This is a genomic window from Mesorhizobium sp. LjNodule214, assembly GCF_964252735.1.
In the GTDB taxonomy this organism is placed as follows: Bacteria; Pseudomonadota; Alphaproteobacteria; order Rhizobiales; family Rhizobiaceae; genus Mesorhizobium.
Genome location: NZ_CAXUPE020000001.1, coordinates 1,647,606 through 1,669,659 on the forward strand (window position 1 = coordinate 1,647,606; position 22,054 = coordinate 1,669,659).

At 63.4% G+C, this 22,054-nt stretch carries 21 protein-coding genes and 1 riboswitch; of the genes, 13 read left to right on the plus strand and 8 right to left on the minus strand.

Annotation, left to right across the window (positions count from 1 at the left end; genetic code table 11):
- The first annotated feature begins 123 nt into the window (after positions 1 to 123).
- Positions 124 to 537 carry a tellurite resistance TerB family protein gene (locus ACSQ3Z_RS07910; RefSeq protein ID WP_436170749.1) on the plus strand — a complete coding sequence of 138 codons (414 nt, stop codon included), beginning with the start codon at positions 124 to 126 and terminating at the stop codon, positions 535 to 537.
- A gap of 163 nt (positions 538 to 700) precedes the next feature.
- Here ACSQ3Z_RS07910 and ACSQ3Z_RS07915 read toward each other — a convergent pair whose 3' ends face one another.
- Positions 701 to 1,543, minus strand: coding sequence for a transporter substrate-binding domain-containing protein (locus tag ACSQ3Z_RS07915; RefSeq protein ID WP_436171865.1), 843 nt, complete (start codon positions 1,541 to 1,543; stop codon positions 701 to 703).
- Positions 1,544 to 1,806: 263 nt separating this feature from the next.
- Between ACSQ3Z_RS07915 and ACSQ3Z_RS07920 the strand changes: the two genes are divergently transcribed.
- The 3 genes from ACSQ3Z_RS07920 to ACSQ3Z_RS07930 all read left to right on the plus strand — a co-directional run bounded on the left by ACSQ3Z_RS07920 (position 1,807) and on the right by ACSQ3Z_RS07930 (position 4,040).
- Positions 1,807 to 2,538, plus strand: coding sequence for a helix-turn-helix transcriptional regulator (locus ACSQ3Z_RS07920; RefSeq protein WP_006199958.1), 732 nt, complete (start codon positions 1,807 to 1,809; stop codon positions 2,536 to 2,538).
- A gap of 97 nt (positions 2,539 to 2,635) precedes the next feature.
- Positions 2,636 to 3,274 carry an acyl-homoserine-lactone synthase gene (locus tag ACSQ3Z_RS07925; protein ID WP_436170750.1) on the plus strand — a complete coding sequence of 213 codons (639 nt, stop codon included), beginning with the start codon at positions 2,636 to 2,638 and terminating at the stop codon, positions 3,272 to 3,274.
- A gap of 16 nt (positions 3,275 to 3,290) precedes the next feature.
- On the plus strand, positions 3,291 to 4,040 hold the full coding sequence (locus ACSQ3Z_RS07930) for an enoyl-CoA hydratase-related protein (protein ID WP_436170751.1): 750 nt from the start codon (positions 3,291 to 3,293) through the stop codon (positions 4,038 to 4,040).
- 91 nt (positions 4,041 to 4,131) lie between these two features.
- Here the strand turns inward: ACSQ3Z_RS07930 and ppk2 are convergent, their stop codons facing one another.
- Complete coding sequence (gene ppk2 / locus ACSQ3Z_RS07935) at positions 4,132 to 5,037, minus strand: polyphosphate kinase 2 (protein WP_436170752.1); 906 nt, start codon at positions 5,035 to 5,037, stop codon at positions 4,132 to 4,134.
- Between the two features lie 99 nt (positions 5,038 to 5,136).
- Between ppk2 and ACSQ3Z_RS07940 the strand changes: the two genes are divergently transcribed.
- The 3 genes from ACSQ3Z_RS07940 (at position 5,137) to ACSQ3Z_RS07950 (ending at position 8,336) form a co-directional block, all read left to right on the plus strand.
- Complete coding sequence (locus ACSQ3Z_RS07940; RefSeq protein WP_436170753.1) at positions 5,137 to 6,402, plus strand: ATP-binding protein; 1,266 nt, start codon at positions 5,137 to 5,139, stop codon at positions 6,400 to 6,402.
- Between the two features lie 109 nt (positions 6,403 to 6,511).
- Positions 6,512 to 7,237: a phosphate signaling complex protein PhoU gene (phoU, locus tag ACSQ3Z_RS07945; protein WP_436170754.1), complete on the plus strand. Its 726-nt coding sequence runs from the start codon at positions 6,512 to 6,514 to the stop codon at positions 7,235 to 7,237.
- 91 nt (positions 7,238 to 7,328) lie between these two features.
- On the plus strand, positions 7,329 to 8,336 hold the full coding sequence (locus tag ACSQ3Z_RS07950) for a magnesium and cobalt transport protein CorA (RefSeq protein ID WP_436170755.1): 1,008 nt from the start codon (positions 7,329 to 7,331) through the stop codon (positions 8,334 to 8,336).
- Positions 8,337 to 8,425: 89 nt separating this feature from the next.
- Here the strand turns inward: ACSQ3Z_RS07950 and ACSQ3Z_RS07955 are convergent, their stop codons facing one another.
- Complete coding sequence (locus tag ACSQ3Z_RS07955; RefSeq protein WP_436170756.1) at positions 8,426 to 8,944, minus strand: GcrA family cell cycle regulator; 519 nt, start codon at positions 8,942 to 8,944, stop codon at positions 8,426 to 8,428.
- A 356-nt stretch (positions 8,945 to 9,300) separates the two neighbouring features.
- On the opposite strand from ACSQ3Z_RS07955, the gene ACSQ3Z_RS07960 reads away from it, so the two are divergent.
- From ACSQ3Z_RS07960 to ACSQ3Z_RS07970, 3 genes are all read left to right on the plus strand, one after another.
- Complete coding sequence (locus ACSQ3Z_RS07960) at positions 9,301 to 10,500, plus strand: aspartate aminotransferase family protein (RefSeq protein WP_436170757.1); 1,200 nt, start codon at positions 9,301 to 9,303, stop codon at positions 10,498 to 10,500.
- 17 nt (positions 10,501 to 10,517) lie between these two features.
- Positions 10,518 to 11,429 carry an ornithine carbamoyltransferase gene (gene argF, locus ACSQ3Z_RS07965; protein ID WP_436170758.1) on the plus strand — a complete coding sequence of 304 codons (912 nt, stop codon included), beginning with the start codon at positions 10,518 to 10,520 and terminating at the stop codon, positions 11,427 to 11,429.
- 78 nt (positions 11,430 to 11,507) lie between these two features.
- Entirely contained in the window at positions 11,508 to 12,542 is a 1,035-nt protein-coding gene (locus ACSQ3Z_RS07970; protein ID WP_436170759.1) for an Hsp33 family molecular chaperone, read from the plus strand.
- A 94-nt stretch (positions 12,543 to 12,636) separates the two neighbouring features.
- Here the strand turns inward: ACSQ3Z_RS07970 and apaG are convergent, their stop codons facing one another.
- On the minus strand, positions 12,637 to 13,029 hold the full coding sequence (apaG, locus tag ACSQ3Z_RS07975) for a Co2+/Mg2+ efflux protein ApaG (protein WP_436170760.1): 393 nt from the start codon (positions 13,027 to 13,029) through the stop codon (positions 12,637 to 12,639).
- A 230-nt stretch (positions 13,030 to 13,259) separates the two neighbouring features.
- On the opposite strand from apaG, the gene ACSQ3Z_RS07980 reads away from it, so the two are divergent.
- On the plus strand, positions 13,260 to 14,408 hold the full coding sequence (locus ACSQ3Z_RS07980) for a ceramide glucosyltransferase (protein WP_436170761.1): 1,149 nt from the start codon (positions 13,260 to 13,262) through the stop codon (positions 14,406 to 14,408).
- A 39-nt stretch (positions 14,409 to 14,447) separates the two neighbouring features.
- Here ACSQ3Z_RS07980 and ACSQ3Z_RS07985 read toward each other — a convergent pair whose 3' ends face one another.
- Positions 14,448 to 15,635 (minus strand): O-succinylhomoserine sulfhydrylase, encoded by a 1,188-nt coding sequence (locus ACSQ3Z_RS07985; protein ID WP_436170762.1) that lies wholly within the window; start codon positions 15,633 to 15,635, stop codon positions 14,448 to 14,450.
- Between the two features lie 56 nt (positions 15,636 to 15,691).
- A riboswitch (SAM riboswitch) is annotated at positions 15,692 to 15,769 on the minus strand.
- A 143-nt stretch (positions 15,770 to 15,912) separates the two neighbouring features.
- On the opposite strand from ACSQ3Z_RS07985, the gene ACSQ3Z_RS07990 reads away from it, so the two are divergent.
- Positions 15,913 to 17,007 (plus strand): 2'-deoxycytidine 5'-triphosphate deaminase, encoded by a 1,095-nt coding sequence (locus ACSQ3Z_RS07990; RefSeq protein WP_436170763.1) that lies wholly within the window; start codon positions 15,913 to 15,915, stop codon positions 17,005 to 17,007.
- A gap of 96 nt (positions 17,008 to 17,103) precedes the next feature.
- Complete coding sequence (locus ACSQ3Z_RS07995; protein WP_436170764.1) at positions 17,104 to 17,877, plus strand: ABC transporter substrate-binding protein; 774 nt, start codon at positions 17,104 to 17,106, stop codon at positions 17,875 to 17,877.
- A gap of 61 nt (positions 17,878 to 17,938) precedes the next feature.
- Here the strand turns inward: ACSQ3Z_RS07995 and araD1 are convergent, their stop codons facing one another.
- The 3 genes from araD1 to mmsA all read right to left on the minus strand — a co-directional run bounded on the left by araD1 (position 17,939) and on the right by mmsA (position 21,954).
- Complete coding sequence (araD1, locus tag ACSQ3Z_RS08000) at positions 17,939 to 18,931, minus strand: AraD1 family protein (protein WP_436170765.1); 993 nt, start codon at positions 18,929 to 18,931, stop codon at positions 17,939 to 17,941.
- 201 nt (positions 18,932 to 19,132) lie between these two features.
- A complete protein-coding gene (gene mmsB / locus ACSQ3Z_RS08005; RefSeq protein ID WP_436170766.1) occupies positions 19,133 to 20,425 on the minus strand; it encodes a multiple monosaccharide ABC transporter permease in 1,293 nt (430 codons plus the stop codon).
- Positions 20,422 to 21,954 carry a multiple monosaccharide ABC transporter ATP-binding protein gene (gene mmsA, locus ACSQ3Z_RS08010; protein WP_436170767.1) on the minus strand — a complete coding sequence of 511 codons (1,533 nt, stop codon included), beginning with the start codon at positions 21,952 to 21,954 and terminating at the stop codon, positions 20,422 to 20,424. The genes mmsB and mmsA overlap by 4 nt, the downstream gene beginning before the upstream one ends.
- Positions 21,955 to 22,054: the final 100 nt, after the last annotated feature.

Consider the following 22,054-nt stretch of genomic DNA (forward strand, 5'->3'; position numbering starts at 1 on the left):
GGAAGGGATGTTTTCAACCGGTCTCTAGGCGTGCCTGCCTTGGGCGTCAACGATGGCGGCTGCTTTTCCTTGCGGCGCCGATATGCTGTTCCTAACTACGAGGCCCTTTCAAGGAGTTCCTGGATGCCATTGCCGACCCCGCATGAAGCCCTGATCTACCTGATGGTCATCACCTCGGCTTCCGACCGCGACATGACCGATGTCGAACTGGCGCGCATCGGCGACGTCGTCCGCACATGGCCGGTGTTCGAGGATTTCAACCACGACAGGCTGGTCGGCATCGCCCAGGATTGCCAGAAGAGCCTGCACGAAAAGGACGGCCTGGAAGGTGTGCTGGCGAGCGTCGCCGAAGCGCTGCCCGAAAGGTTGCGCGACACCGCCTATGCCGCCGCCTTCGAGGTCGCCGCCGTCGATCTCGAAATGCGCATGGAGGAAGTGCGGGTGCTGCAACTCATCCGCCTGAAGCTCGACCTCGACACGCTGACCGTCGCCGCTATCGCGCGTGCGGCCAAGGCCCGCCTTCGCACGCTCACCTAGGGTTTGCTGATATTCAGGTGATGCCAGCCTGCGAATGGCGGGTTTCCTGCGCTTCCGGTGCTCACGTACCCAAAACTACGCTCCGCTCCGGTTCTCGGAACCCATCATTCTCGGCTCGGCCTGACCCGAATCTCAACAAAGCCCTGGGCCGTGGCCCTTGGAATCAAAAAAAACTGACCGGGAAATAGCGCAGATAGAATTCGGCGAAGGTGCCTTTCACCGAGATCTCCTGCAGCGCGTAGTCCATGGCCGCGGCCAGTGCCGGATCGCCGGCCCTGGTGGCGATGGCCATGCCCGATCCCAGATATTCCGGCGCCAGATACGGCCCCCCGGCGAAACGGCAGCAGCCCGCAGCATCCGTGCCGCCCAGCCAGAAGGCAAAGCGCATCCCGTCGCCGAAGGCGGCGTCTATCTTGCCGGCCTTGAGGTCGCCGTAGAGCTTTTCCGGGCTGTCGAGGGGGACGACCTGAACGGCGCCGAAATAGGCGCGCAGCATGCGCTCATGCGCCGAACCTGCGATCACGCCGACGCGCTTGCTGCGCAACTTGTCCAAGATCGGCTCCGCCAAGGCCGTTGTCTTCGGCATGATGAAGCGCGCAGGAAACTGCAGATAGGAACGCGAGAACGCGTATTTGGATCGGCTCTCCGGCGTGGCGGCGATGCCGGCAATGATCGCCTCGCCTTCGCCCTTCTGCAGCGCTGCGTCGAGCTCGCCCCAGGGCAGCGCCTGGATCTGGCACTTTTCGGCGATGCCGAGTTCGGCGCAGATCGCCCGTGCCAGATCGACATGGAAGCCGGACAGCCGCCCGGCGCCATCGAGAAAGTTGAACGGCGGAAAATCGGTGGTGGTGAGGAATCTCAACCGCGGCAGCGCCGAAAGATCGGGCTTCGGCAGCCGCTCCTTGGCGTCCCACAGCACCGGCACCTGCGGCTCGGCGGCGGCGATGCCGGCAAACGACTGCGCCCCGACCAGTATCGATACCAGGGCGATGAGTATCCACCGCAATGTCACAATAGAGCTCCGCCCGTCATGCTTTCGGCTTTTCGTACGAAAATGACGCAGGCACAATGGTTTTTGATTTCAACTTGCCGATTTAGGCGTATGGTTTAGTGGGTTTGCAAGTAGCAGCGCGGCGCCGCCGAAAGGGAGGGCATTCGCCGGCGACACGAAAGCGGTGCAGCTTTGCAATCCGGGGTTGATGGCGAGGCGTGTGTCGGGCATCTACCATCGATCTCTGAGGCGGCAGGCAACATGGGGTAGATGTTGCGATGGGTCATTTCGATCGCACACTGGAATACATCGATCAGCTGCAGCACGCCAACACGGCGGCTGCGGTCTGTGAAAGGCTGCTTGGCGTCACGTCGGATTTCGGCCTGACGGCGCTGATGGCGGGAACCGTTCCGCAGCCGGGCACGCCGCGCGGCCAGCAGAAGGACCACGTGCTGTTGTGCGACTGGCCGGGCGAATGGCTGGAGCGCTACGTGGCACGCAACTATGTCGATCACGACCCCGTCGTCAGCCACATGAAGCAGCTTCAGGCGCCGTTCCAGTGGCGCGAAGCGTCCGAAAGCATTCGCATCGACAAGAGCAGCGGCGAAGTCATGGGCGACGCCAGGGAGTTCAAGCTGCGCGATGGCCTAGCCTTCCCGCTGATCACCCTCGACGGCCTGATCGTCATGGTGTCACTGGGCGGCGAGGCCGTCGAACTTTCGGAGGCCGAGTTCGGAATCGTGTCGCTGGTGTCGACCTATGCGATCGGCCGCGCCATGCAAATCCACACTATGGCGGGCAAGACCATCGATCACATTGAATTGACGCCGCGCGAGCGCGAATGCCTGCAGTGGGCAGCCGTCGGCAAGTCCGAGTGGGAGATATCTCAAATTTTAGGTATCTCGGAGCACACGTCCGAGAAACATCTCCTTAACGCCAAAAGCAAACTTGGTGCCGTCAATCGGGTGCAGGCGGTCGCGGAAGCGATTAGGCGCGGCTATATTAGTTAGGTCGGCCGCGCCGGCCTAGAAATTCTTGCCTACGTGATCGCGTAATTTTTTCGGGAAAGCTCGGCCGTATCTTCCTCTTGAAACCAGGAGACGGCTAATGCTTTTTTCCCTTACCACACAGGAATTGATGGATCGTCCCGACCTCTGGGAGGCCGTCCATCGTTTGCGCTACAAGATCTTCGTCGAGGAAATGGGGTGGACCGATCTTCAGCGCCCCGATGGCCTGGAGATTGACCAGTTCGACCATGACGAGGCGGTGCACCAGATCGTCATCCGCAACGGCGAGGTCGCCGGCTACCAGCGGTTGCTGCCGACGACACGGGCACATCTTCTGACCGAAGTGCTGGCGGACCTTTATGAAGGGACGCCGCCCTCGGGGCCGAATGTCTGGGAACTGACCCGCTATGCGGTGGCGCCGGGCTTTCGTGACGGCAAGCGCGGCGTGTCGACGGTCGGCACCGAGCTGATCGCCGGCTTCGTCGAGTGGGGGCTGCCGCGCAGCATCAACCAGGTCATCATCGAATTCGAGCCGATGTGGGTCCTGCGGGCGCTGCAGCTGCACTTCCTGGCTACGCCGCTCGGCTACCAGCGCACCTACGGCAACCAACAGGTCGTCGCCACGCTGCTCACCTTCAACGAACATACACTCGATGTCGTGCGTTCGCGCCGCAATCATTACGCGCCGGTGCTGGCCAGGGGATACCCCGACAGGCTCGGAATGAAACAGGCCTCGTGAGATTTGGAGACCCGCCATGAATACCCACCCGCAACCCGAATTGCGTGGCCACGCGCTGATCGTCACGGTTTCCTCGGACGACGGCCGGCCCGTACTCGACAGGCGCGCCTATGCGAGCCTCGCCAAGACCTTCCACGAAGCCGCCGTCGACGATGACGTCCGCGTCGTGGTGCTGCGCGGCCTAGCAGGCTGCTTCTGCCTCGGCGGCGACTTTTCCGAATTCCTCGACGCCACCAAGCATCAGCAGCTGATCGCCGCCGTCACCGACATGTTCCGCACGCTGGCGACCTTTCCCAAACCGGTGCTTGCCTGCGTGGACGGCGATGCCGTCGGCGTCGGCTGCACCATCCTGTTCCATTGCGACATGGTGATCGCTTCACGTGGCAGCACGTTCCGGGTGCCGTTTGTCGATTTCGGCCTGGTGCCGGACGCGGCAACCAGCATCCTGGCACCTCAGAAGCTGGGCTATGCCGGCGCCTTCCGCTTCTTCTGCCTGGGCGACACGCTTCATGCCGAAGATGCCAAGGCACTCGGCCTGGTCGGCGAGATCGTGGCGGACGGCGCTGCCGAGGAAGCGGCTCTCGGCCGGGCAAGGCAGCTCGCCAAGAAGCCGGTCGCGGCACTCCTGCAGACGCGCGGCCTGCTCAAGGGCGACACCAACGCGCTGTGCGACCGCATCGACCAGGAGATATCGCTGTTCCAGCAGGCGTTGCAGGATGACACCACCCTGAAGCGGCTGCAGCGGATTGCCCGGCTGGCGGCATAGAGCCGCCTGGCCGGTAAGTTGATCGTTGGCGAAATGGGCCGATCCGGAGGAAGGCTCGGCGTGTTTCCAGACCCGCTATTTTCCAGGCCAGTCATTTTTCCAGGAATGCTGGCCCTTCGCCGATGATCTTCTTGTCTTCCTTGCCGACAACATCGAGATCGCGACCGTCATAGGGCAGCGACAAAAGGATGCGCCGGATGACGGCCAGCCGCGCACGCCGCTTGTCGTTGGCCCGCACGATGATCCAGGGCGCGAATTCCTTGTGCGTGCGCTCGACCATGAGGTCGCGCGCCTTGGTGTAATCGTCCCATTTGCCGATGCCGGCGATATCGATCGGCGAGAACTTCCAGTTTTTCAGGGGGCTATAGCGACGGTCGTGGAACCGTTCGAGCTGTGTCTCCCGGCCGATGTTCAGCCAGAATTTGAAGAAATGGATGCCCTCATTGCAGATCATCCGCTCGAAATGCGGTGTCTCGTCGAGGAATTTCTCGTGCTGCTCTGGGGTGCAGAAGCCCATGACCGGCTCGACACCGCCGCGGTTGTACCAAGAGCGGTCGAAGGTGACGAACTCTCCAGCCGTCGGGAAATGGGCGACATAGCGCTGGTAGTACCATTGTCCAACCTCGGTCGGCGTCGGCTTGGTCAGCGCCACGTTGCGCGCGGTGCGCGGGTTCATGTACTGGCGCAGCACGAAGATCGTGCCGCCCTTGCCGGCGGCGTCGCGCCCTTCGAACAGTGCCATCACCCGCTTGCCGGTCGCCTGCAGCCAGGCCTGCGCCTTGACGAGCTCGATCTGCAGCCGCTCGAGCGTCTCGTCATACTCCTCGCTCTTCATCTTCTTGTCGTAGGGGTAGCCGCCGGCGGTCAGCTTGTTGTCCTCGATCCAGTCCGGAAGCACGGGATTCTCGATGTCGAACTCCCGCTCCTTGCCGTCGATCCTGATCGTCAGCGGACCCTGCGCTGGGGCCGGGGCGGGACTTTCCTTGGTTTTTTTCATCGAGACGAACCTTTCCAGCTTGCGGACTCATGCTATTGGGAGCCTCAAATCCGGTCCAGCGGAAGTTTTCCAGCCGGAGCAAGGGCATGGGACGCGCGAATGGCTGACATCGGCGCAGAGCGGCAAACCAGGGCGCAAGCTGTCGCGGCTCGGCTGTGGAACAGCCGCTGGCTGCTGGCCGCCGGCATCGTCGCGGTGCTCGCCGTCTATGGCTTTGCCGGCATGTCCGCCTATGTCGTCCTGGCCGCGTTGGCGCTGCTACTTGCGGCGGCGCTGTTGCCGTCCGGTGCCACGCGTCACTCCGCCGAGGATGCGGCGGCGATCGAGGCGAGCGGCCTGCAGCGGCTTTCCGGCGAATATCTCGCCGCCGCCGTTGCCGACCCGCTGATCATCTTCGACCGCACCTCCACCATCGTCCATGCCAATGCGGCCGCTTTTGCTGCCTTCGGCGGCATCGCACCGGGCATGTCGCTGTCGCTGAAATTCCGCGCCCCCGAAATGCAGGCCTTGCTGGATGATCTGCTGTCGGGAAAAGTCGCTTCGGATGTTGTCGACTACACCGAAAAGCTGCCGGTCGAGCGCGCCTACCGGGTCAGCGCATCCTCGGTCGGCCATGCCACCGATCTCTACGTGCTGGTGTTCAAGGATCAGAGCGAGGCGCGCCGGATCGACAGGATGCGCGCCGACTTCATCGCCAATGCCAGCCACGAACTGCGCACCCCGCTTGCCTCGATATCCGGCTTCATCGAAACGCTGAGAGGACCGGCCCGTGGCGATCCGGCGGCGCGCGACCAGTTCCTGCAGATCATGCAGAACCAGACCGGCCGCATGGCGCGCCTGATCGACGACCTCCTGTCGCTGTCCCGGCTGGAGATGAAGCCCTATCTGAAGCCGGGGACCGAGGTCGATCTGCGCCAGACCATCGACAGCGTCATCGACTCGCTTGGACCGCTGGCCCGGGAAACCGCCGTCGTCATCGAGCGCGATTTCGTCGAGGGGCCGCTTGAGGTGCCGGGAGACAGGGACGAGCTCTTTCAGGTCTTTGAGAACCTGTTGGAAAACGCCTGCAAATACGGCCAATCGGGTGGACGTGTGACGGTGTCGATCGCCCGCACCGAGACCGGCCCCGAAGCCGGCATCGACGTGACCATCAGGGACTACGGCCCCGGCATTCCCGAAGAGCATATCCCGCGCATCACCGAGCGCTTCTACCGCGTCGATGTCGAGAACAGCCGCACCCAGAAAGGCACGGGCCTGGGACTATCGATCGTCAAGCACATCCTGACGCGCCACAACGCCAGGCTCTCGATCAAGTCGGAAGTCGGCAAGGGCGCGGCGTTCTCGGTTCATTTGCCGGCGCGCTAAGGCTGTACTATCTACTAACTGGCTGTTTCTTCTTTCTGTCATCCGGCTCGCGTATCAGCACAGGATTCGAGGAAACGACTCGGGCCAGAAGATCCGGGGAAGGCGTCCCATGCAGTCCGTTCACATCGTCAGTGCCTATGACGAAGAGCTGAAATATCTGTCGAAGCGGATCGCTGCGATGGGTGGGCATGCCGAGCGCATGGTCGAGCAGGCGATCACTGCCCTGGTCAATGCCGATCCCGGTCTCGCCCAGAAGGTCATCCACGACGATATCGTCCTCGATGAAGGGCAGCGCGAGATCGACGACAAGGCGATCGTCATCATCGCCAAGCGTCAGCCGATGGCGACGGATTTGCGCGAGATCGTCGGCGCGATCCGCATCTCGGCCGACATCGAGCGCGTCGGCGACCTCGGCAAGAACGTCGCCAAGCGGGTGGCGGCCGTCACCGACGGGCGCCAACCGACCAGCCTGTTCCGCGGTCTCGAGGCCCTGGCCAATTTGGCGTTGACGCAGCTCAAGGAAGTGCTCGACGTCTATGCCTCGCGCTCGGTCGAGAAGATCGGCTTCGTGCGCGACCGCGACGACCAGATCGACGCCATGTACACCTCGCTGTTTCGCGAACTCCTGACCTACATGATGGAAGATCCGCGCAACATCACGCCCTGCACGCACCTGCTGTTCTGCGCCAAGAATATCGAGCGCATCGGCGACCACGCCACCAACATCGCCGAGACCATCTACTACATCGTCACCGGCGACCAGATGCCGGCCGAGCGGCCGAAGGGCGACAAGACGGACAAGATTGTCCTTCCCGGCGCCGTTCCGGCTAAGTGAACGACGTCCCCTCGAACCTCCGGCTAATTTAGGCTAAGCTTCACCGAACGTATCTGATCCTGACCCGAGGCCAGGCCTCGAGGAGGTAGCGATGGAAAACGTTCGGAACCTGACGCCGGCCCCGCCGACATCGGGCATCATCGCCTCCAGCGTCTATACCGCCGGCCGGCGCATCGCCGACATTCCGATCGAGGAGGCCGGCGAATGGGCGGCCAAGCCCGGCCACGTCGTCTGGATCGGGCTCCTGGAACCGGACCGCAACCTTTTGCTGCGCGTCCAGGCGCAATTTCATTTGCATGAGCTGGCGATCGAGGATGCCGAACATCCGCACCAGCGGCCGAAGATCGAGCAATATGGCGATGCCCTGTTCATCGTCGCACGCACCGCCCAGCTGATCGACGGTCGCGTCACCTTCGGCGAGACGCATCTGTTCGTCGGCGCCGGCTACATCGTCAGCGTCAGGCACGGCCCTTCAACCTCCTATGCCGCCGTTCGCCAGCACTGGGAAAGCTGCCCGCATTCATTGGCCAAGGGCGAGGATTTCGTCCTCTATGCCATTCTCGACTTCATCGTCGACAACTACATGCCGGTGCTCGAGCAGATCGAGGACGAGGTCGAGGCGATCGAGGACAAGGTGCTGCTGAAGCCAATGACCGGCCCCGACATCGAGCGGCTCTATATGCTGCGCCGCGATCTGTTGCGCCTGCGCAATGCGGCACTCCCCCTGGTGGAGGTCTGCCGCCGGCTGACCAGCGCCGAGTTGCCGCAGATCCATGCCGCCATGCACCCGCTGTTTCGCGACGTCACCGATCATATCCGCACTGTCCAGGAGAAGATCGACAGCCTGCGTGAGGTGCTTGCCTTTGCCTTCGAGGCCAGCCTCCTGGTCGGCCAGAGTCAGGAAACGGCGAACACCAAGAAGCTCGCCTCGTGGGCTGCCATCCTGGCGGTGCCGACGGCGCTCGCCGGCATCTATGGCATGAATTTCAACGACATGCCGGAACTGAGGATGGAATACGGCTATCCGGTCGTGCTGGTCACGATCGCGCTGATCTGCTCGTTCCTGTACTGGCGGTTTCGCAAGAATGGATGGTTGTGAAGGAGTGAGTAGCGAGTAGTGAGTAGTGATTGGTGGCAGCGGCGCTCGCCGCCCATTCCTCACTACTCACTACTCACTACTCACGCCGCTCAGCGACTCCGCCGCCGCTCCGCCGCCGGCTGGAACGCCACCCTTGCGTGATACTTGCAGTAGGGCCCGGTTTCGGCGGCATCGTTGCCGCAGAAGTTGAAGTCTTCCGAAAGCGGGTCGCCATTCGGCCATTTGCAGGTGCGCTCGGTCAGTTCGACCAGCTGCAGGTGCCGCGAGATCGGCACGACGACGTTCTCGACCGGGCGGATATAATGGCGCACCACCGGTTCGGCGTCGAACTGCGCCTGCAGCGCGTTTGCGCCGATCGAAGTGGTGACGTGGCGCTGCGTGCTCGCGGCGCGCGACACCGACTTCTGGATGGACGAGCCCTGCACGGCCTTCTTCTGGCGCGCCGGGCTGGCTGTCGCGCGTCCGCGGCCCGACAGCTTCAGGCGATGCACCTTGCCGATGACCGCATTGCGGCTGACCCCTCCGAGCTGTGCGGCAATCTGGCTGGCGCTCAGCCCCTCCGACCACAGTTTCCTGAGAAGTTCTACCCGCTCGTCAGTCCAGTTCATGACCGCGCTCCTGCTGAAGCGTGCGGCGATCGGAATCCTTTCCCGTCCCGGCTCTCGCCGGGCAGACAACACCACATATACCGGGTGATTGGGTCCGCCGCACGAAATCTAGTTATTTCTCGACTACAAATACCTCATGCGCTGACTCTGTGACAAGGGTCCCAAAGGCAACACGAATCAGTTTTTCCGGTTTTCCCCAACTTGCCCGGTCGCCGATGAGCCGGCGTCCTGTCGGAGGGCGTGCCGCGCGCCTATGCGCGACGTTTTCGTTGACTTCATGGCCGAAAAACACGATAAGCCGCGAAGGCCGCCGCTTTGGCGGCTTTTTTGATTTTCCGGTACCGGAGACGCATATAATGAGCGGTTCGGCGCTTTACGAGACCTTTGCTCGCGCACCCCTGGCCTTCGACCACGGGGAGGGGACTTGGCTGGTCACCGACAAGGGCGAGCGATATCTCGATTTTGCCGGCGGCATCGCGGTCAATTCGCTCGGCCACAGCCATCCGCATCTGGTCGCAGCGCTCACCGAACAGGCGGGTAAGCTGTGGCACGTCTCCAATCTCTATGAGATTCCGGAGCAGAGGCGGCTGGGTGAACGGCTGGCGGACGCCACTTTCGCCGACAAGGTGTTCTTCACCAATTCCGGCGCCGAGGCGCTGGAATGCGCCATCAAGACGGCGCGGCGCTACCAGTTCGTCAAGGGTCATCCCGAACGCTTCCGCGTCATCACCTTCGAAGGCGCCTTCCACGGCCGCACGCTGGCGACCATCGCCGCCGGCGGCCAATACAAATACCTCGAAGGCTTCGGCCCCAAGGTCGAAGGTTTCGACCAGGTCGGGTTCGACGACATCGACGCGGCGGAAAAGGCGATCACGCCGGAAACGGCCGCCATCCTGATCGAGCCGGTGCAGGGCGAGGGCGGCATCCGCCCGGTGCCGACGCAATCCCTGAAGCGGCTGCGGCAGCTTTGCGACCAGCACGGCCTGCTGTTGATCTTCGACGAGGTCCAGTGCGGCATCGGCCGCACCGGAAAGCTGTGCGCGCATGAATGGACGGGCGTGACGCCCGACATCATGGCGATCGCCAAGGGCATTGGCGGCGGTTTCCCGTTGGGCGCCTGCCTCGCCACCGACGAGGCCGCGGTCGGCATGACCGCCGGCGTTCACGGCACCACCTTCGGCGGCAATCCGCTGGCGATGGCGGTCGGCAACGCCGTGCTCGACGTGGTGCTGGAAGACGGCTTCCTCGAGGATGTGCAGCGCAAGGCGCTGCTGCTGAAACAGGGGCTGGCCGGCGTCGCCGACGAATTCCCCGACGTCATCGAGGGCATCCGGGGAACCGGCCTGATGCTCGGGCTGAAATGCGTGATGCCCAACACCAAGGTGAACATGGCATTGCGTGACCAGCATTTCCTGGCGGTGCCGGCCGGCGACAACGTCATCCGCCTTTTGCCGCCGCTCACCGTCACCGACGCCGAGATCAGCGAGGCGCTCGACCGCATCCGCGCCGGCGCCAAGGGCCTGGCCGATGCCATCGCCGCGGCCGCCGCGAAGTAATCCTGGAACCAGTCCCGATGAGCGTTCGCCATTTCACCGATCTGTCCGCCGTTTCCGAAGGCGACCTGCGCTTCATGCTGGACGATGCGGTGGTGCGAAAGGCCAGGCTCAAGGCCGGCGAGCGGACCAAGCCGCTCGAGGGCAAGGTGCTGGCGATGATCTTCGACAAGCCGTCGACGCGCACGCGGGTATCCTTCGACGTCGGCATGCGCCAGCTTGGCGGCGAAACCATCATGCTCACCGGCACAGAGATGCAGCTTGGCCGCTCCGAGACCATCGCCGACACCGCCAAGGTGCTGTCGCGCTATGTCGACGCCATCATGATCCGCACCACATCGCATGAGCGGCTGCTCGAACTGACCGAGAACGCCACCGTTCCTGTCATCAACGGGCTGACCGACGACACCCATCCCTGCCAGCTGATGGCCGACATCATGACCTTCGAAGAGCATCGCGGTCCGGTGGCTGGCAAGACCATCGCCTGGACCGGCGACGGCAACAATGTCTTGCATTCGCTGCTCGAAGCCTCGGCGCGCTTCCGCTTCAACCTCAATGTCGCGGTGCCGGAAGGCAGCGAGCCGGACGAGAAGCATGTCGACTGGTCGAAGGCCAATGGCGGCAAGCTGAGCATCACCCGCTCGCCCGAGGAGGCCGTCCATCAGGCCGATTGCATCGTCACCGACTGCTGGGTGTCGATGGGCCAGGAGCATCGTGCCCGCGGCCACAACGTCTTCCTGCCCTATCAGGTCAATGCGGCGCTAATGGCCAAGGCGAAGCCCGACGCGCTGTTCATGCATTGCCTGCCCGCGCATCGCGGCGAGGAGGTCACTGACGAGGTGATCGACGGGCCGCATTCGGTGGTGTTCGACGAAGCCGAGAACCGGCTGCACGCCCAGAAGGCGGTTTTGGCCTGGTGCCTGGGCGCTTGATCTCCGGAGGTGTGATGCCTATCTGCGGGCCATCACGCAAATTGAGCGCGTTTCGGTGCATGTGCCCCTCCGGGCCGCATGGCCGCGCGCCGGAGCTTTGTCATGTTGGAAACCCGTCAAGTGACTGAACATCACCCTCAACTCGGCGAATTCGGCTACGCCGGCGACGATCACGTCGTGCCGTTCGAGGTCGCCCCGCTCGACGTGCGCGGCCGCACCGTCCAGCTCGGACCGATGCTCGACGCTATCCTTGGCCGCCACGAGTATCCCGAACCGGTCGCCCGCCTGCTGGCGCAGGCCTGCGTGCTGACGGTGCTGCTCGGCACCTCGCTCAAATTCGAGGGCAAGTTCATCCTGCAGACCCGCACCGACGGGCCGGTCGACATGCTGGTGGCGGATTTTTCGACGCCATCCGCGTTGCGCGCCTATGCACGCTTCGATCCCGACCGGCTCGAGGCGCTGACGGCTGCCGGCGAAATCTCGCAACAGACGCTGCTCGGCAACGGCGTGCTGGCGCTGACCATCGACCAGGGCGCGCATACGCAGCGCTACCAGGGCATCGTTCAGCTCGACGGCGAGACGCTGGAAGAGGCCGCGCGCACCTATTTCCGCCAGTCGGAGCAGATCCCGACCGATCTCAGGCTTTCGGTTGCCAAGCTGGTGACGCCCGGCATCGGTGGTCCCCGCGAGCAGTGGCGCGCCGGCGGTCTCTTGGCGCAGTTCCTGCCGCAATCGCCGGAGCGCATGCGCGTGCCGGACATTTCCGGCGGCGACGGCGATCCGCGCGACGAGGTCCATGACCCGGTCGACAATTCCTGGCAGGAACTCCTGGCCCTGCTCGGCACCATCGAGCCGACCGAGCTGATCGATCCGACCGTCGGCGCCGAGCGGCTGCTCTACCGGCTGTTCCACGAGCATGGCGTGCGCGTCTTCGGCGGCGTGCCGGTGGCCGACCAGTGCTCCTGCTCGCGCGAGAAGATCCGCGGCATCCTCGAAGGCTTCTCGGCGCAGGAGATCAAGGACAGCACCGAGGATGGCGGCATCCACGTCGCCTGCGAGTTCTGCTCGACGCAGTACGATTTCGACCCGGCTGAATTCGCTGCGGCGCAGTGAGATAGTCCTTCTCCCCGTCACGATACGGGAGAACGACGAACGCTGGCAGGCGGATGAGGGGCAGCGATACCTTTCGGTACCTGGGGCGCCGTTCTCAGTTCACCGTCCGGCGCGTGCCCGGCAGATCGAGCGAGAAGGCGGGGATGGCGATGTCGAACGTCTCGCCCCGCTTGTTGCGCATCGTGTAGTGGCCGACCATGATGCCTGATGGTGTCGAGAGCGGGCAGCCGGACGTGTATTGGTAGCTGTCGCCGGGGTTGAGTTCGGGCTGATCGCCGACGACGCCGGCGCCGCGCACCTCCTCGACCCGGCCGCTGCCGTCGGTGATGTGCCAATAGCGCGACACTAGCTGCACGAACTCGTCCGACTGGTTGTCGATGGTGACGTGGTAGCCCCAGACATAGCGGTTCTCCGACGGATCGGAGCGATCCTCCAGATAGAACGGCCTGACCTGCACTTCGATGTTGCGCGTAATGGCGCGGTACATGAGCTACTCCAAACAGTCCCGGCGGAAGTCTCGGCGCGCTCTTTGACTAGGTCAACGGAGCGCGGCGCCTGTCTCTTCCGTCTTTGTGCGCACCTGCCGCCAAACAATGTCATTTAAGTGACACATGACAATGATGGTGTGCACGGACCGTGCCGGGCGACTCGGGCGCTCTGTCGACCTGTTCAAAACGGCCCTCTTCCGGCCGGCTTTTCCGGAGTGACGAGATCTCGATGGAACTGATCGTCATCGCCGCTGCCCTGCTTTCGACAGCCCTCATTCTTTCAAATCTCGCCAGCATCCTGCTTGCGGCCTTCAGGCTGAAGCGGCCGCGAGCGCTTGCGCAGCCAGCCGGCAAGGCGCCGCCGGTGTCGATCGTCATCCCATCCCGCGGCGTCGAGCCGTTCACCGAGGAGACGCTTCAGCGCGCCTTCTCGCTCGACTGGCCGCGCTACGAACTCGTCTTCTGTGTCGCCCATGCCGACGATCCGGTGGTCAAGCTGATAAACAGGGCGATCGTCCGGTTTCCCAAGATACCGGCCCGGTTGCTGGTCGGCGACGACCGCATCAGCGCCAATCCCAAGCTCAACAATTGCGTCAAGGGTTGGGAAGCGGCGCGCCACCACTGGGTCATCCTTGCCGATTCCAACGTGCTGATGCCGAGGGACTATGTCCAGCACCTGATGGCGGCGTGGCGACCCGACACCGGCCTTGTCTGCTCGACGCCGATCGGCTCGCGTCCGGACGGCTTCTGGGCCGAGGTCGAATGCGCCTTCCTCAACACGCTGCAGGCGCGCTGGCAATACACAGGCGAGGCGCTCGGCCTGGGCTTCGCCCAAGGCAAGAGCATGCTGTGGAAGAAACCCGTGCTCGACGCCAATGGCGGCATCCGCGCGCTTGCCGCCGAGATCGCCGAGGACGCCGCCGCGACCAAGCTGGTCAACGGGCTGGGGCTGCGCGTCAATCTTGTCGCTTCGCCCTTCGAGCAGCCGCTTGGGGAGCGCCATCTCGGTGACATATGGTCGCGCCAGGCCCGCTGGGCGCGCCTGCGCCGCGTCACCTTCCCGTTGTTCTTCGCCCCCGAAATCCTGACCGGCGTGGCCGTGCCGCTGGCACTGGCGCTGGTCGCAGCGGCCGGCGCCGGCATCAGTCTGTCGCTCACCGTGCTCTGCGTTCTGGCGCTCGCCTATGTGCCGGAATGCGCGTTGGCTTGGGCCAAGGGCTGGTATCTGTCGCCACGTACCATTCCGGCGATGATGGTGCGTGACCTGATGCTGCCGGCGATCTGGGCGCGCGGCTGGCTCGGCGGCTCGGTCGACTGGCGCGGCAATGCGATGACCATCCGCACCAAGGCTATGACCGAGCTGGAAGAGGGCGCCTGAGCAACGCTCAGGCGTTTGTCCAATCGCAGTCTGGACCCTTTATTTGGCGGATTTCAGCGCCTGTTCGACATCGGCGAGCAGATCGTCCGCATCCTCAAGTCCGACCGAAAGCCTGAGCGTGCCCGGGCCGATACCGAGCTCGGCGCGCGCCTCGTCGCTGAGGTTCTTGTGCGTCGTCGTCGCCGGATGGGTTATCAGGCTCTTGGCGTCGCCGAGATTGTTGGAGATCAGCACGATGTCAAGCGCGTTCTGGAAGGCGAAGGCCGCCTGCTTGCCGCCCTTGACGTCGAGACAGATCAGCGTCGAGCCGCCCGTCATCTGCTTCTTGACGATATCGGCCTGCGGATGGTCGGCGCGGCCCGGATAGATGACGCGGGCGATTTCTGGGCGCTCGGCAAGGAAGTCGGCGATCTTGCCGGCACTTTCCGTCTGCTGGCGCACGCGCAGCGGCAGCGTCTCCAGGCCCTTGAGCAGCGTCCAGGCATTGAACGGCGACAGGCTGGGGCCGGTGTGGCGGAAATAGTCGTGCAAATTCTCGTCGATCCACTTCTTGTCCGACAGGATGACACCGCCGAGGCAGCGGCCCTGGCCGTCAATATGTTTTGTCGCCGAATAGACGACGATATGGGCGCCAAGCTGCAAGGGCTTCTGCTGCAAGGGCGTGGCAAAGACGTTGTCGACGATCAGCCTGGCGCCGATCGAATTGGCCAGCGAAGCGACGGCGGCGATGTCGACCACTTCCAGCGTCGGATTGGTCGGGCTTTCGAGGAAGAACAGTTTGGTGTTCGGCCTGACCGCCTTTTCCCAGTTGGCGATATCGGTGCCGTCGACCAGCGTTGCCTCGATGCCGTATTTCGGCGCCAGCGTCTCGACCACCCAGCGGCAGGAGCCGAACAGCGCGCGTGCCGCCACGATATGGTCGCCGGCCCTGGCGCTGCACAGAAGGGCAGCCGTCACCGCCGCCATGCCGGAGGCCGTGGCGCGCGCGTCTTCCGCGCCTTCCAGCGCGCACATGCGCTTTTCGAACATGTCGACGGTGGGATTGGCATAGCGCGAATAGATGAAGCCCGGTTCCTCGCCCTTGAAGCGGGCTTCCGCCGCCTGTGCCGTCTCGTAGACATAGCCCTGGGTGAGGTACATCGCCTCGGAGGTCTCGCCGAAGCCGGAACGCAAGGTCCCGCCATGCACGAGTGCCGTCTGAGGTTTCCAGTCGCGCTTCTTGGTCATTGCTCTGTCCCAAACACAAAAAAAACCGGCCGCGAAAGTCGCAACCGGTCCATACGGCCTTGCGGCCAACGGTCCTTTAGCGACTTGTTTAACGTGGCTGCAAGCCGACCGGCCAAATCACCACGGGATAACGACCCTTTAGACCCGCACCGCGCTTGCGTCAATTGCCGGCTTCATTAAGAGGTTTGTACCAGGCAGGTTCCGCAAAAGTGTTCGACGGTTTTGCGGCAAGAACCTGCGGCGAAAAAAAGCCCGGCCTTGAAGCGGAGCCAAGCCTTTGCGGCAGACAGGCATTCTTCCCGATCAGGACATTTCCGCGCTTTTCCAGTCGGGCGCGCTGAAATCGCCGCGCGCTCTCGACGCCGACCAAATCCAGCCGGCCAGCCTCGATCTGAGGCTCGGCGACAAGGCCTGGCGCGTGCGCGCCTCCTTCCTGCCCGGTCCCAACCACCAGGTCGTCGACAAGCTCGAGCGGCTGAAGCTGCACGAGATCAGCCTCGCCGAGGGCGCTGTGCTGGAAACCGGCTGCGTCTACATCGTGCCGCTGCTGGAAAGCCTGGCCTTGCCGGCCGACATTTCCGCTTCGGCCAACCCGAAGAGCTCGACCGGGCGGCTCGACATCTTCACCCGCGTGATGACCGATCGCGGCCATGAGTTCGACAAGATCGCCGCCGGCTATCATGGTCCACTCTATCTCGAGGTCAGCCCGCGCACCTTCCCGATCGTCGTGCGCGCCGGCTCGCGGCTGTCGCAGATCCGTTTCCGTACTGGCAACGCGCTGCTGTCGGAAGATGAATTGCGCGACCTGCACCATGCCGAGATGCTGGTGGCCACCGAGCCGCCTAACATTTCCGGCGGCGGCATTGCGCTGTCCATCGATCTCGACGGCGACAAGGACGGGCTGGTAGGCTATCGCGGCAAGCACCACACCGGCCTGATCGATGTCGACAAGCGTGCCGCGCAGGATGTCGTCGATTTCTGGGAGCCGCTCTACAAGAGCGGCGCCGGCGAACTGGTGCTCGATCCGGACGAGTTCTACATCCTGGTGTCCCGCGAGGCGGTGCATGTGCCGCCGCTCTACGCCGCCGAGATGACGCCCTTCGACCCGCTGGTCGGCGAATTCCGCGTCCATTATGCCGGCTTCTTCGATCCGGGCTTCGGCCATTCGGCGGCCGGCGGCACCGGCAGCCGGGCGGTGCTCGAAGTGCGCAGCCATGAAGTGCCCTTCATCCTCGATCACGGCCAGATCGTTGGGCGGCTGGTCTACGAGCACATGCTGAAACGGCCGCAGGCGCTTTACGGCACCGATCTCGGCTCGAACTACCAGGCGCAGGGCCTGAAACTGTCCAAGCATTTCCGCGCCGCGCGCTGATCTTTCCGCCACCGCCAGACCGTGCTTGCCTGACCGGGCGCGCCATGCTTGGCTGTGCCTCGGTCCGTCAAGGTGACGGAAATAAAGGGGAAGACCATGCAAATCTCGAGATGGATCCTGTCGGCAGCCGCGGCTGCCATGCTGACGCTCGGCGCCGGTTCGATGTCGGTGCAGGCAGCGGAGAAACTGAAGATCGGCACCGAGGGCGCCTATCCGCCGTTCAACACCATCACTCCGGACGGCAAGGTCGTCGGCTTCGACATCGACATCGCCGATGCGTTGTGCGCGCAGATGAAGGTCGAATGCGAAATCGTCACCCAGGACTGGGACGGCATCATTCCCGCCCTGCAGGCCAAGAAATTCGACGCCATTATCGCGTCGATGAGCATCACCGAGGAGCGCAAGAAGCAGGTCGCCTTCACCAACAAATACTATACGACGCCGCTTGCGCTGGTCGCGCCGAAGGACAGCGAGCTGACCTCGACCGACCCGGCAGCCCTTGCCGGCAAGACCGTGGGTGCCCAGGCATCGACCACCCAGGCCGATTTCGCCCAGGACGTCTACGGCAAGGCCGGCGCCGAGGCCAAACTCTACCCGACCCAGGAAGAGGCGATCACCGACCTGCAAAACGGCCGCCTCGACGCGGTGATCTCGGACAAGTTTGTGCTGGTCGACTGGATGAAGAAGGCGAGCGACGGCTGCTGCAAGATGGTCGGCGACGTCAAGGGCACCGAGACTGAAGCCGGCATCGCCGTGCGCCTTGACGACACCGCACTGCGCGACAAGCTCAACGCGGCCATAGACGCCATCGTCGCCGACGGCACCTACAAGAAGATCCAGGCCAAGTATTTCGACTTCGATATTTATTGAGAGGTTGAAACTGCCAATCTCCCCCACAAGGAGGGGGGAGATCACGCTGTCATCGCCTGCTTTACAGCGCCTTCACCGCCACCTTCACCGGCTTTTCGATTTCGAGCGGGTTGCGCAGCGGCAGGCCGAAGTCACCGGCTTCGATCTCGAAAACATCGCCGGCTTCGGTCCTGATGCCGTCGGCGAAGGACAGCGTCGCCGTGCCGAACATGTGCACATGCACGTCGCCGGGCTGGCGGAAGGCCGAGTATTTGAAATGGTGGTGTTCGAGATTGGCGATGGTGTGCGACATGTTCGCCTCGCCCGACAGGAACGGCTTTTCCCAAAGCAGCTTGCCGTCGCGAACAATGCGCGATGAGCCCCTGACGTCGGAGGGCAGATCGCCAATCAGGATCTCCGGCCCGAACGAGGCGTTGCGCAGCTTGGAATGCGCCAGGAACAGGTAGTTCACGCGCTCGGTGACATGGTCTGAAAACTCGTTCGATAGCGTGAAGCCGACGCGGAACGGCGCGCCGTCGTCGCCGATGACGTAGATGCCGGCGATCTCCGGCTCCTCGCCGGCATCCTGTGCGAAGGCGGGCGACATCAGCGCCGCGCCTGGCGCCACCGCCATGGTGCCGTTGCCCTTGTAGAACCATTCCGGCTGCACGCCGGTCTGGCCCTTCGCCGGCTTGCCGCCCTCCAACCCCATGCGGAACATCTTCATGGAATCGGTGAGCTGCTCCTCGCCATCCGAATTGAGCTTCTTGTGCATGGAATCGCGCGTCGCCGCCGACCCGAGATGCGTCAATCCGGTGCCGGTGAGGTGGAGGTGCGCCGGATCCGGATGATTGATCGGCGACAGCACCCGTCCCTTCTTGTAGGCGGCGTCGAGATCGACGGCCTCACCAAAACCCTTGCGCTCGATCAGCGCGGCGAGCCCGGTGCCTGTGCGCGCGGCCTCCATGGCCAGCGAATAGACGCTGCGGGCGCCGTTGATGATCCGGGTCTTGCCGCCGTTGCGGGCAACGACGCGGATCGTCTCGGCGTCGTCGAGGATCTGGGAGATCAGCATGATGTACCCTCTCTCTGGTGCCTTGGCCCGGCCGCCTGCATGGCAAACCCTGACCATCGCGGCTCGGAACCAATCCGCGCCACGGGTGAAATTCTTCGTCCGGATTGCGCTCGCAGGCCTGGTCCCTCGGGGGACTTCTCTGCATCGGCGGGTTGCCGACGGCCGCGATGTGACCCGTATGCCTTCCTGGTTGCCTCGCCCTTAACCCTTGTTCTTGTTGTAGACGTCGAAGACCACGGCGCCGAGCAGCACCAGGCCTTTGACGACCTGCTGCCAGTCGACATTGACGCCCATGATCGACATGCCGTTGTTCATGACGCCCATGATGAAACCGCCAACCACCGCGCCGATCACCTGGCCGACGCCGCCCATGGCCGAAGCGCCACCGATGAACACCGCGGCGATGACGTCGAGCTCGCTGCCGAGGCCTGCAGCTGGAACCGCTTGTCCGAGCCGCGCCGCGATGATCAGGCCGCCAAGCGCCGACAGCACGCCCATGTTGACGAACACCATCAGGGTCAGCCGTTCGGTCTTGATGCCCGATAGCTGCGCCGCCTTGGCATTGCCGCCCATCGCATAGATGCGGCGGCCGATCGTCATGCGTTTGGTGACGAAGACGAACAGCGCGATCAGCACGCCCATCACCATGAGAACGATCGGCAGGCCCCTGTAGCTGGCGAACTGGTAGACAAGGAACAGCGCCAGCGCGCTGGTCACCAGGGTCTTGATGACAAACAGCGTGAAGGGCTCGGCTTCATAGCCATGTGCTTCGCGCGTACGCCGTGCCTTGAGCCCGAAATAGGCATAGGCAAGCACGGCGATCAGGCCCAGCACGATCGTCGTCATGTGCAGCGTCAGGCCGCTGCCGACGATGGTCTTGCCGGCGGCGTTCACCGTCGGCGGGATCAGCACCAAGGGGCCGATCAAGTCCGGAATGAAGCCGGAGCTGAGCGCCTTGAAGCCAACCGGAAGCGGCCCGACGGACGATCCGCCACCCAGCAGCGCCTGGCAGATGCCGCGGAAGATCAGCATGCCCGCCAGCGTGACGATGAAGCTCGGTATTCGGTGATAGGCGATCCAGTAGCCTTGCCCCGCGCCGATCAGGCCGCCGATGATCAGGCAGACAATCGACACCACCAGCGGATTGCTTAAGGGGCCGAGCGGCCAGATGACCATCATCATCGCCGCCAGCGCGCCGATGAAGCCGGCGACGGAGCCGACGCTGAGGTCGATATGGCCGGAGACGATCACCAGCAGCATCCCCAGCGCCATCACGATGATGAAAGAGTTCTGCTGGACCAGGTTGCTCAGGTTCACCGGCTTGAACAGCGTTCCGGACGTGGTGAACTGGAAGAACACCATGATGGCGATCAGCGCCAGGATCAGGCCGTACTCGCGCAAATTGGTGATTAGCGCAGAGACGGCAACACGCGGCCCCTGTGGCACGTCTTCGGCGACGCCGCTTTTCGGCGCGGGAGCGCTTTCGGTGCTCATGATGCTTTTCCTTCTCCCCGAACGATGGCGCGCATGATCTTTTCCTGGCTTGCGTCGCTTGCCGCCATTTCGCCTACGATGCGTCCTTCGTTCATGACGTAGATGCGGTCGGTGATGCCCAGCAGTTCGGGCATCTCCGACGAGATGACGATGATCGCCTTACCCTCGGAGGCGAGACGCGCGATGATGGTGTAGATTTCATACTTGGCGCCGACGTCGATGCCGCGCGTCGGCTCATCGAGAATCAGCACCTCCGGATTGGCGAACAGCCACTTCGACAGCACCACCTTCTGCTGGTTGCCACCCGACAGATTGCCCGTCATCTGGTAGACGCTGGACGAGCGGATGTTGGTCTTGGCCTTGTAGTCGTTGGCGACGGCCAGCTCGCGCATGTCGTCGATCACGCTATGACGCGACACGCCGCTGAGATTGGCCAGCGTGATGTTGTGTTTGATGTGGTCGATCAGGTTGAGGCCGTAGGTCTTGCGGTCCTCGGTGACATAGGCAATGCCGTGTTCAACCGCCTTGCTCACCGAGGAGACGTCGATCGCCTTGCCCTTGAGCATCACCTCGCCGGTGATGCGGCGGCCGTAGGAGCGGCCGAACAGGCTCATCGCAAATTCGGTGCGTCCGGCGCCCATCAGCCCGGCAATGCCCACCACCTCGCCCTTGCGGACATTGATATCGATGCCCTTGATCACCTGCCGCTCGGCATGGATCGGGTGATAGACCGACCAGTTCTTCACCTGCAGCACGGTCTCGCCGATCTTGGGCTCGCGCGGCGGATAACGGTCGTCGAGCGAGCGGCCGACCATCGAGGTGATGATGCGGTCCTCGCTGATATCCTTCTTGGCAAGCGTCTCGATCGTGCGTCCGTCGCGGATGACCGTGACCTTGTCGGCGACCCGGTTCACTTCGTTGAGCTTGTGCGAGATCAGGATCGAGGTCATGCCCTGCCGCTTGAATTCGAGCAAGAGGTCGAGCAGCGCCTGGCTGTCCTTTTCGGACAAGCTCGCCGTCGGCTCGTCGAGGATCAGCAGCTTCACTTCCTTGCTCAGCGCCTTGGCGATCTCGACCAATTGCTGCTTGCCGACGCCGATATTGGTGATCAGCGTCTTGGGGTCCTCCTTGAGGCCCACTTTCTTCAGCAGGGCGCTGGTGCGCGTCTCGTTGGCATTCCAGTCGATGATGCCGAATTTGGCGTGCTCGTTGCCAAGGAAAATGTTTTCGGTGATCGACAGCATCGGCACCAGCGCAAGTTCCTGGTGGATGATGACGATGCCCTTGTGTTCGCTGTCGTGGATACCTTTGAAATGGCATTCCTCGCCGCGGTAGACGATCGCGCCCTCATAGGTGCCGGACGCATACACGCCCGACAGCACCTTCATCAGCGTCGATTTGCCGGCGCCGTTCTCACCGACCACGGCATGGATCTCGCCTTCCTCGACACTGAGGTTGACGTTCGACAGCGCCTTCACGCCGGGAAACGTCTTGGTGATGTCGCGCATCTCCAAAATCGTCGAGGTCATCAGGAATTAGGCTCCTTCGAGGCCGCCAAACAATACCGGGCTCGCTGGTTAACGAAAAGGGGCCCTGCGTTGCGCAGGACCCCTGTCTTTACAACTGAGA

Bases quoted from the DNA above. Each gene is read 5' to 3' on its own strand.
- ACSQ3Z_RS07910 (WP_436170749.1), top strand. From the start codon at position 124: ATGCCATTGCCGACCCCGCATGAAGCCCTGATCTACCTGATGGTCATC.
- ACSQ3Z_RS07920 (WP_006199958.1), top strand. From the start codon at position 1,807: ATGGGTCATTTCGATCGCACACTGGAATACATCGATCAGCTGCAGCAC.
- ACSQ3Z_RS07925 (WP_436170750.1), top strand. From the start codon at position 2,636: ATGCTTTTTTCCCTTACCACACAGGAATTGATGGATCGTCCCGACCTC.
- ACSQ3Z_RS07930 (WP_436170751.1), top strand. From the start codon at position 3,291: ATGAATACCCACCCGCAACCCGAATTGCGTGGCCACGCGCTGATCGTC.
- ppk2 (WP_436170752.1), bottom strand. From the start codon at position 5,037: ATGAAAAAAACCAAGGAAAGTCCCGCCCCGGCCCCAGCGCAGGGTCCG.
- ACSQ3Z_RS07940 (WP_436170753.1), top strand. From the start codon at position 5,137: ATGGCTGACATCGGCGCAGAGCGGCAAACCAGGGCGCAAGCTGTCGCG.
- phoU (WP_436170754.1), top strand. From the start codon at position 6,512: ATGCAGTCCGTTCACATCGTCAGTGCCTATGACGAAGAGCTGAAATAT.
- ACSQ3Z_RS07950 (WP_436170755.1), top strand. From the start codon at position 7,329: ATGGAAAACGTTCGGAACCTGACGCCGGCCCCGCCGACATCGGGCATC.
- ACSQ3Z_RS07955 (WP_436170756.1), bottom strand. From the start codon at position 8,944: ATGAACTGGACTGACGAGCGGGTAGAACTTCTCAGGAAACTGTGGTCG.
- ACSQ3Z_RS07960 (WP_436170757.1), top strand. From the start codon at position 9,301: ATGAGCGGTTCGGCGCTTTACGAGACCTTTGCTCGCGCACCCCTGGCC.
- argF (WP_436170758.1), top strand. From the start codon at position 10,518: ATGAGCGTTCGCCATTTCACCGATCTGTCCGCCGTTTCCGAAGGCGAC.
- ACSQ3Z_RS07970 (WP_436170759.1), top strand. From the start codon at position 11,508: ATGGCCGCGCGCCGGAGCTTTGTCATGTTGGAAACCCGTCAAGTGACT.
- apaG (WP_436170760.1), bottom strand. From the start codon at position 13,029: ATGTACCGCGCCATTACGCGCAACATCGAAGTGCAGGTCAGGCCGTTC.
- ACSQ3Z_RS07980 (WP_436170761.1), top strand. From the start codon at position 13,260: ATGGAACTGATCGTCATCGCCGCTGCCCTGCTTTCGACAGCCCTCATT.
- ACSQ3Z_RS07985 (WP_436170762.1), bottom strand. From the start codon at position 15,635: ATGACCAAGAAGCGCGACTGGAAACCTCAGACGGCACTCGTGCATGGC.
- ACSQ3Z_RS07995 (WP_436170764.1), top strand. From the start codon at position 17,104: ATGCAAATCTCGAGATGGATCCTGTCGGCAGCCGCGGCTGCCATGCTG.
- araD1 (WP_436170765.1), bottom strand. From the start codon at position 18,931: ATGCTGATCTCCCAGATCCTCGACGACGCCGAGACGATCCGCGTCGTT.
- mmsB (WP_436170766.1), bottom strand. From the start codon at position 20,425: ATGAGCACCGAAAGCGCTCCCGCGCCGAAAAGCGGCGTCGCCGAAGAC.
- mmsA (WP_436170767.1), bottom strand. From the start codon at position 21,954: ATGACCTCGACGATTTTGGAGATGCGCGACATCACCAAGACGTTTCCC.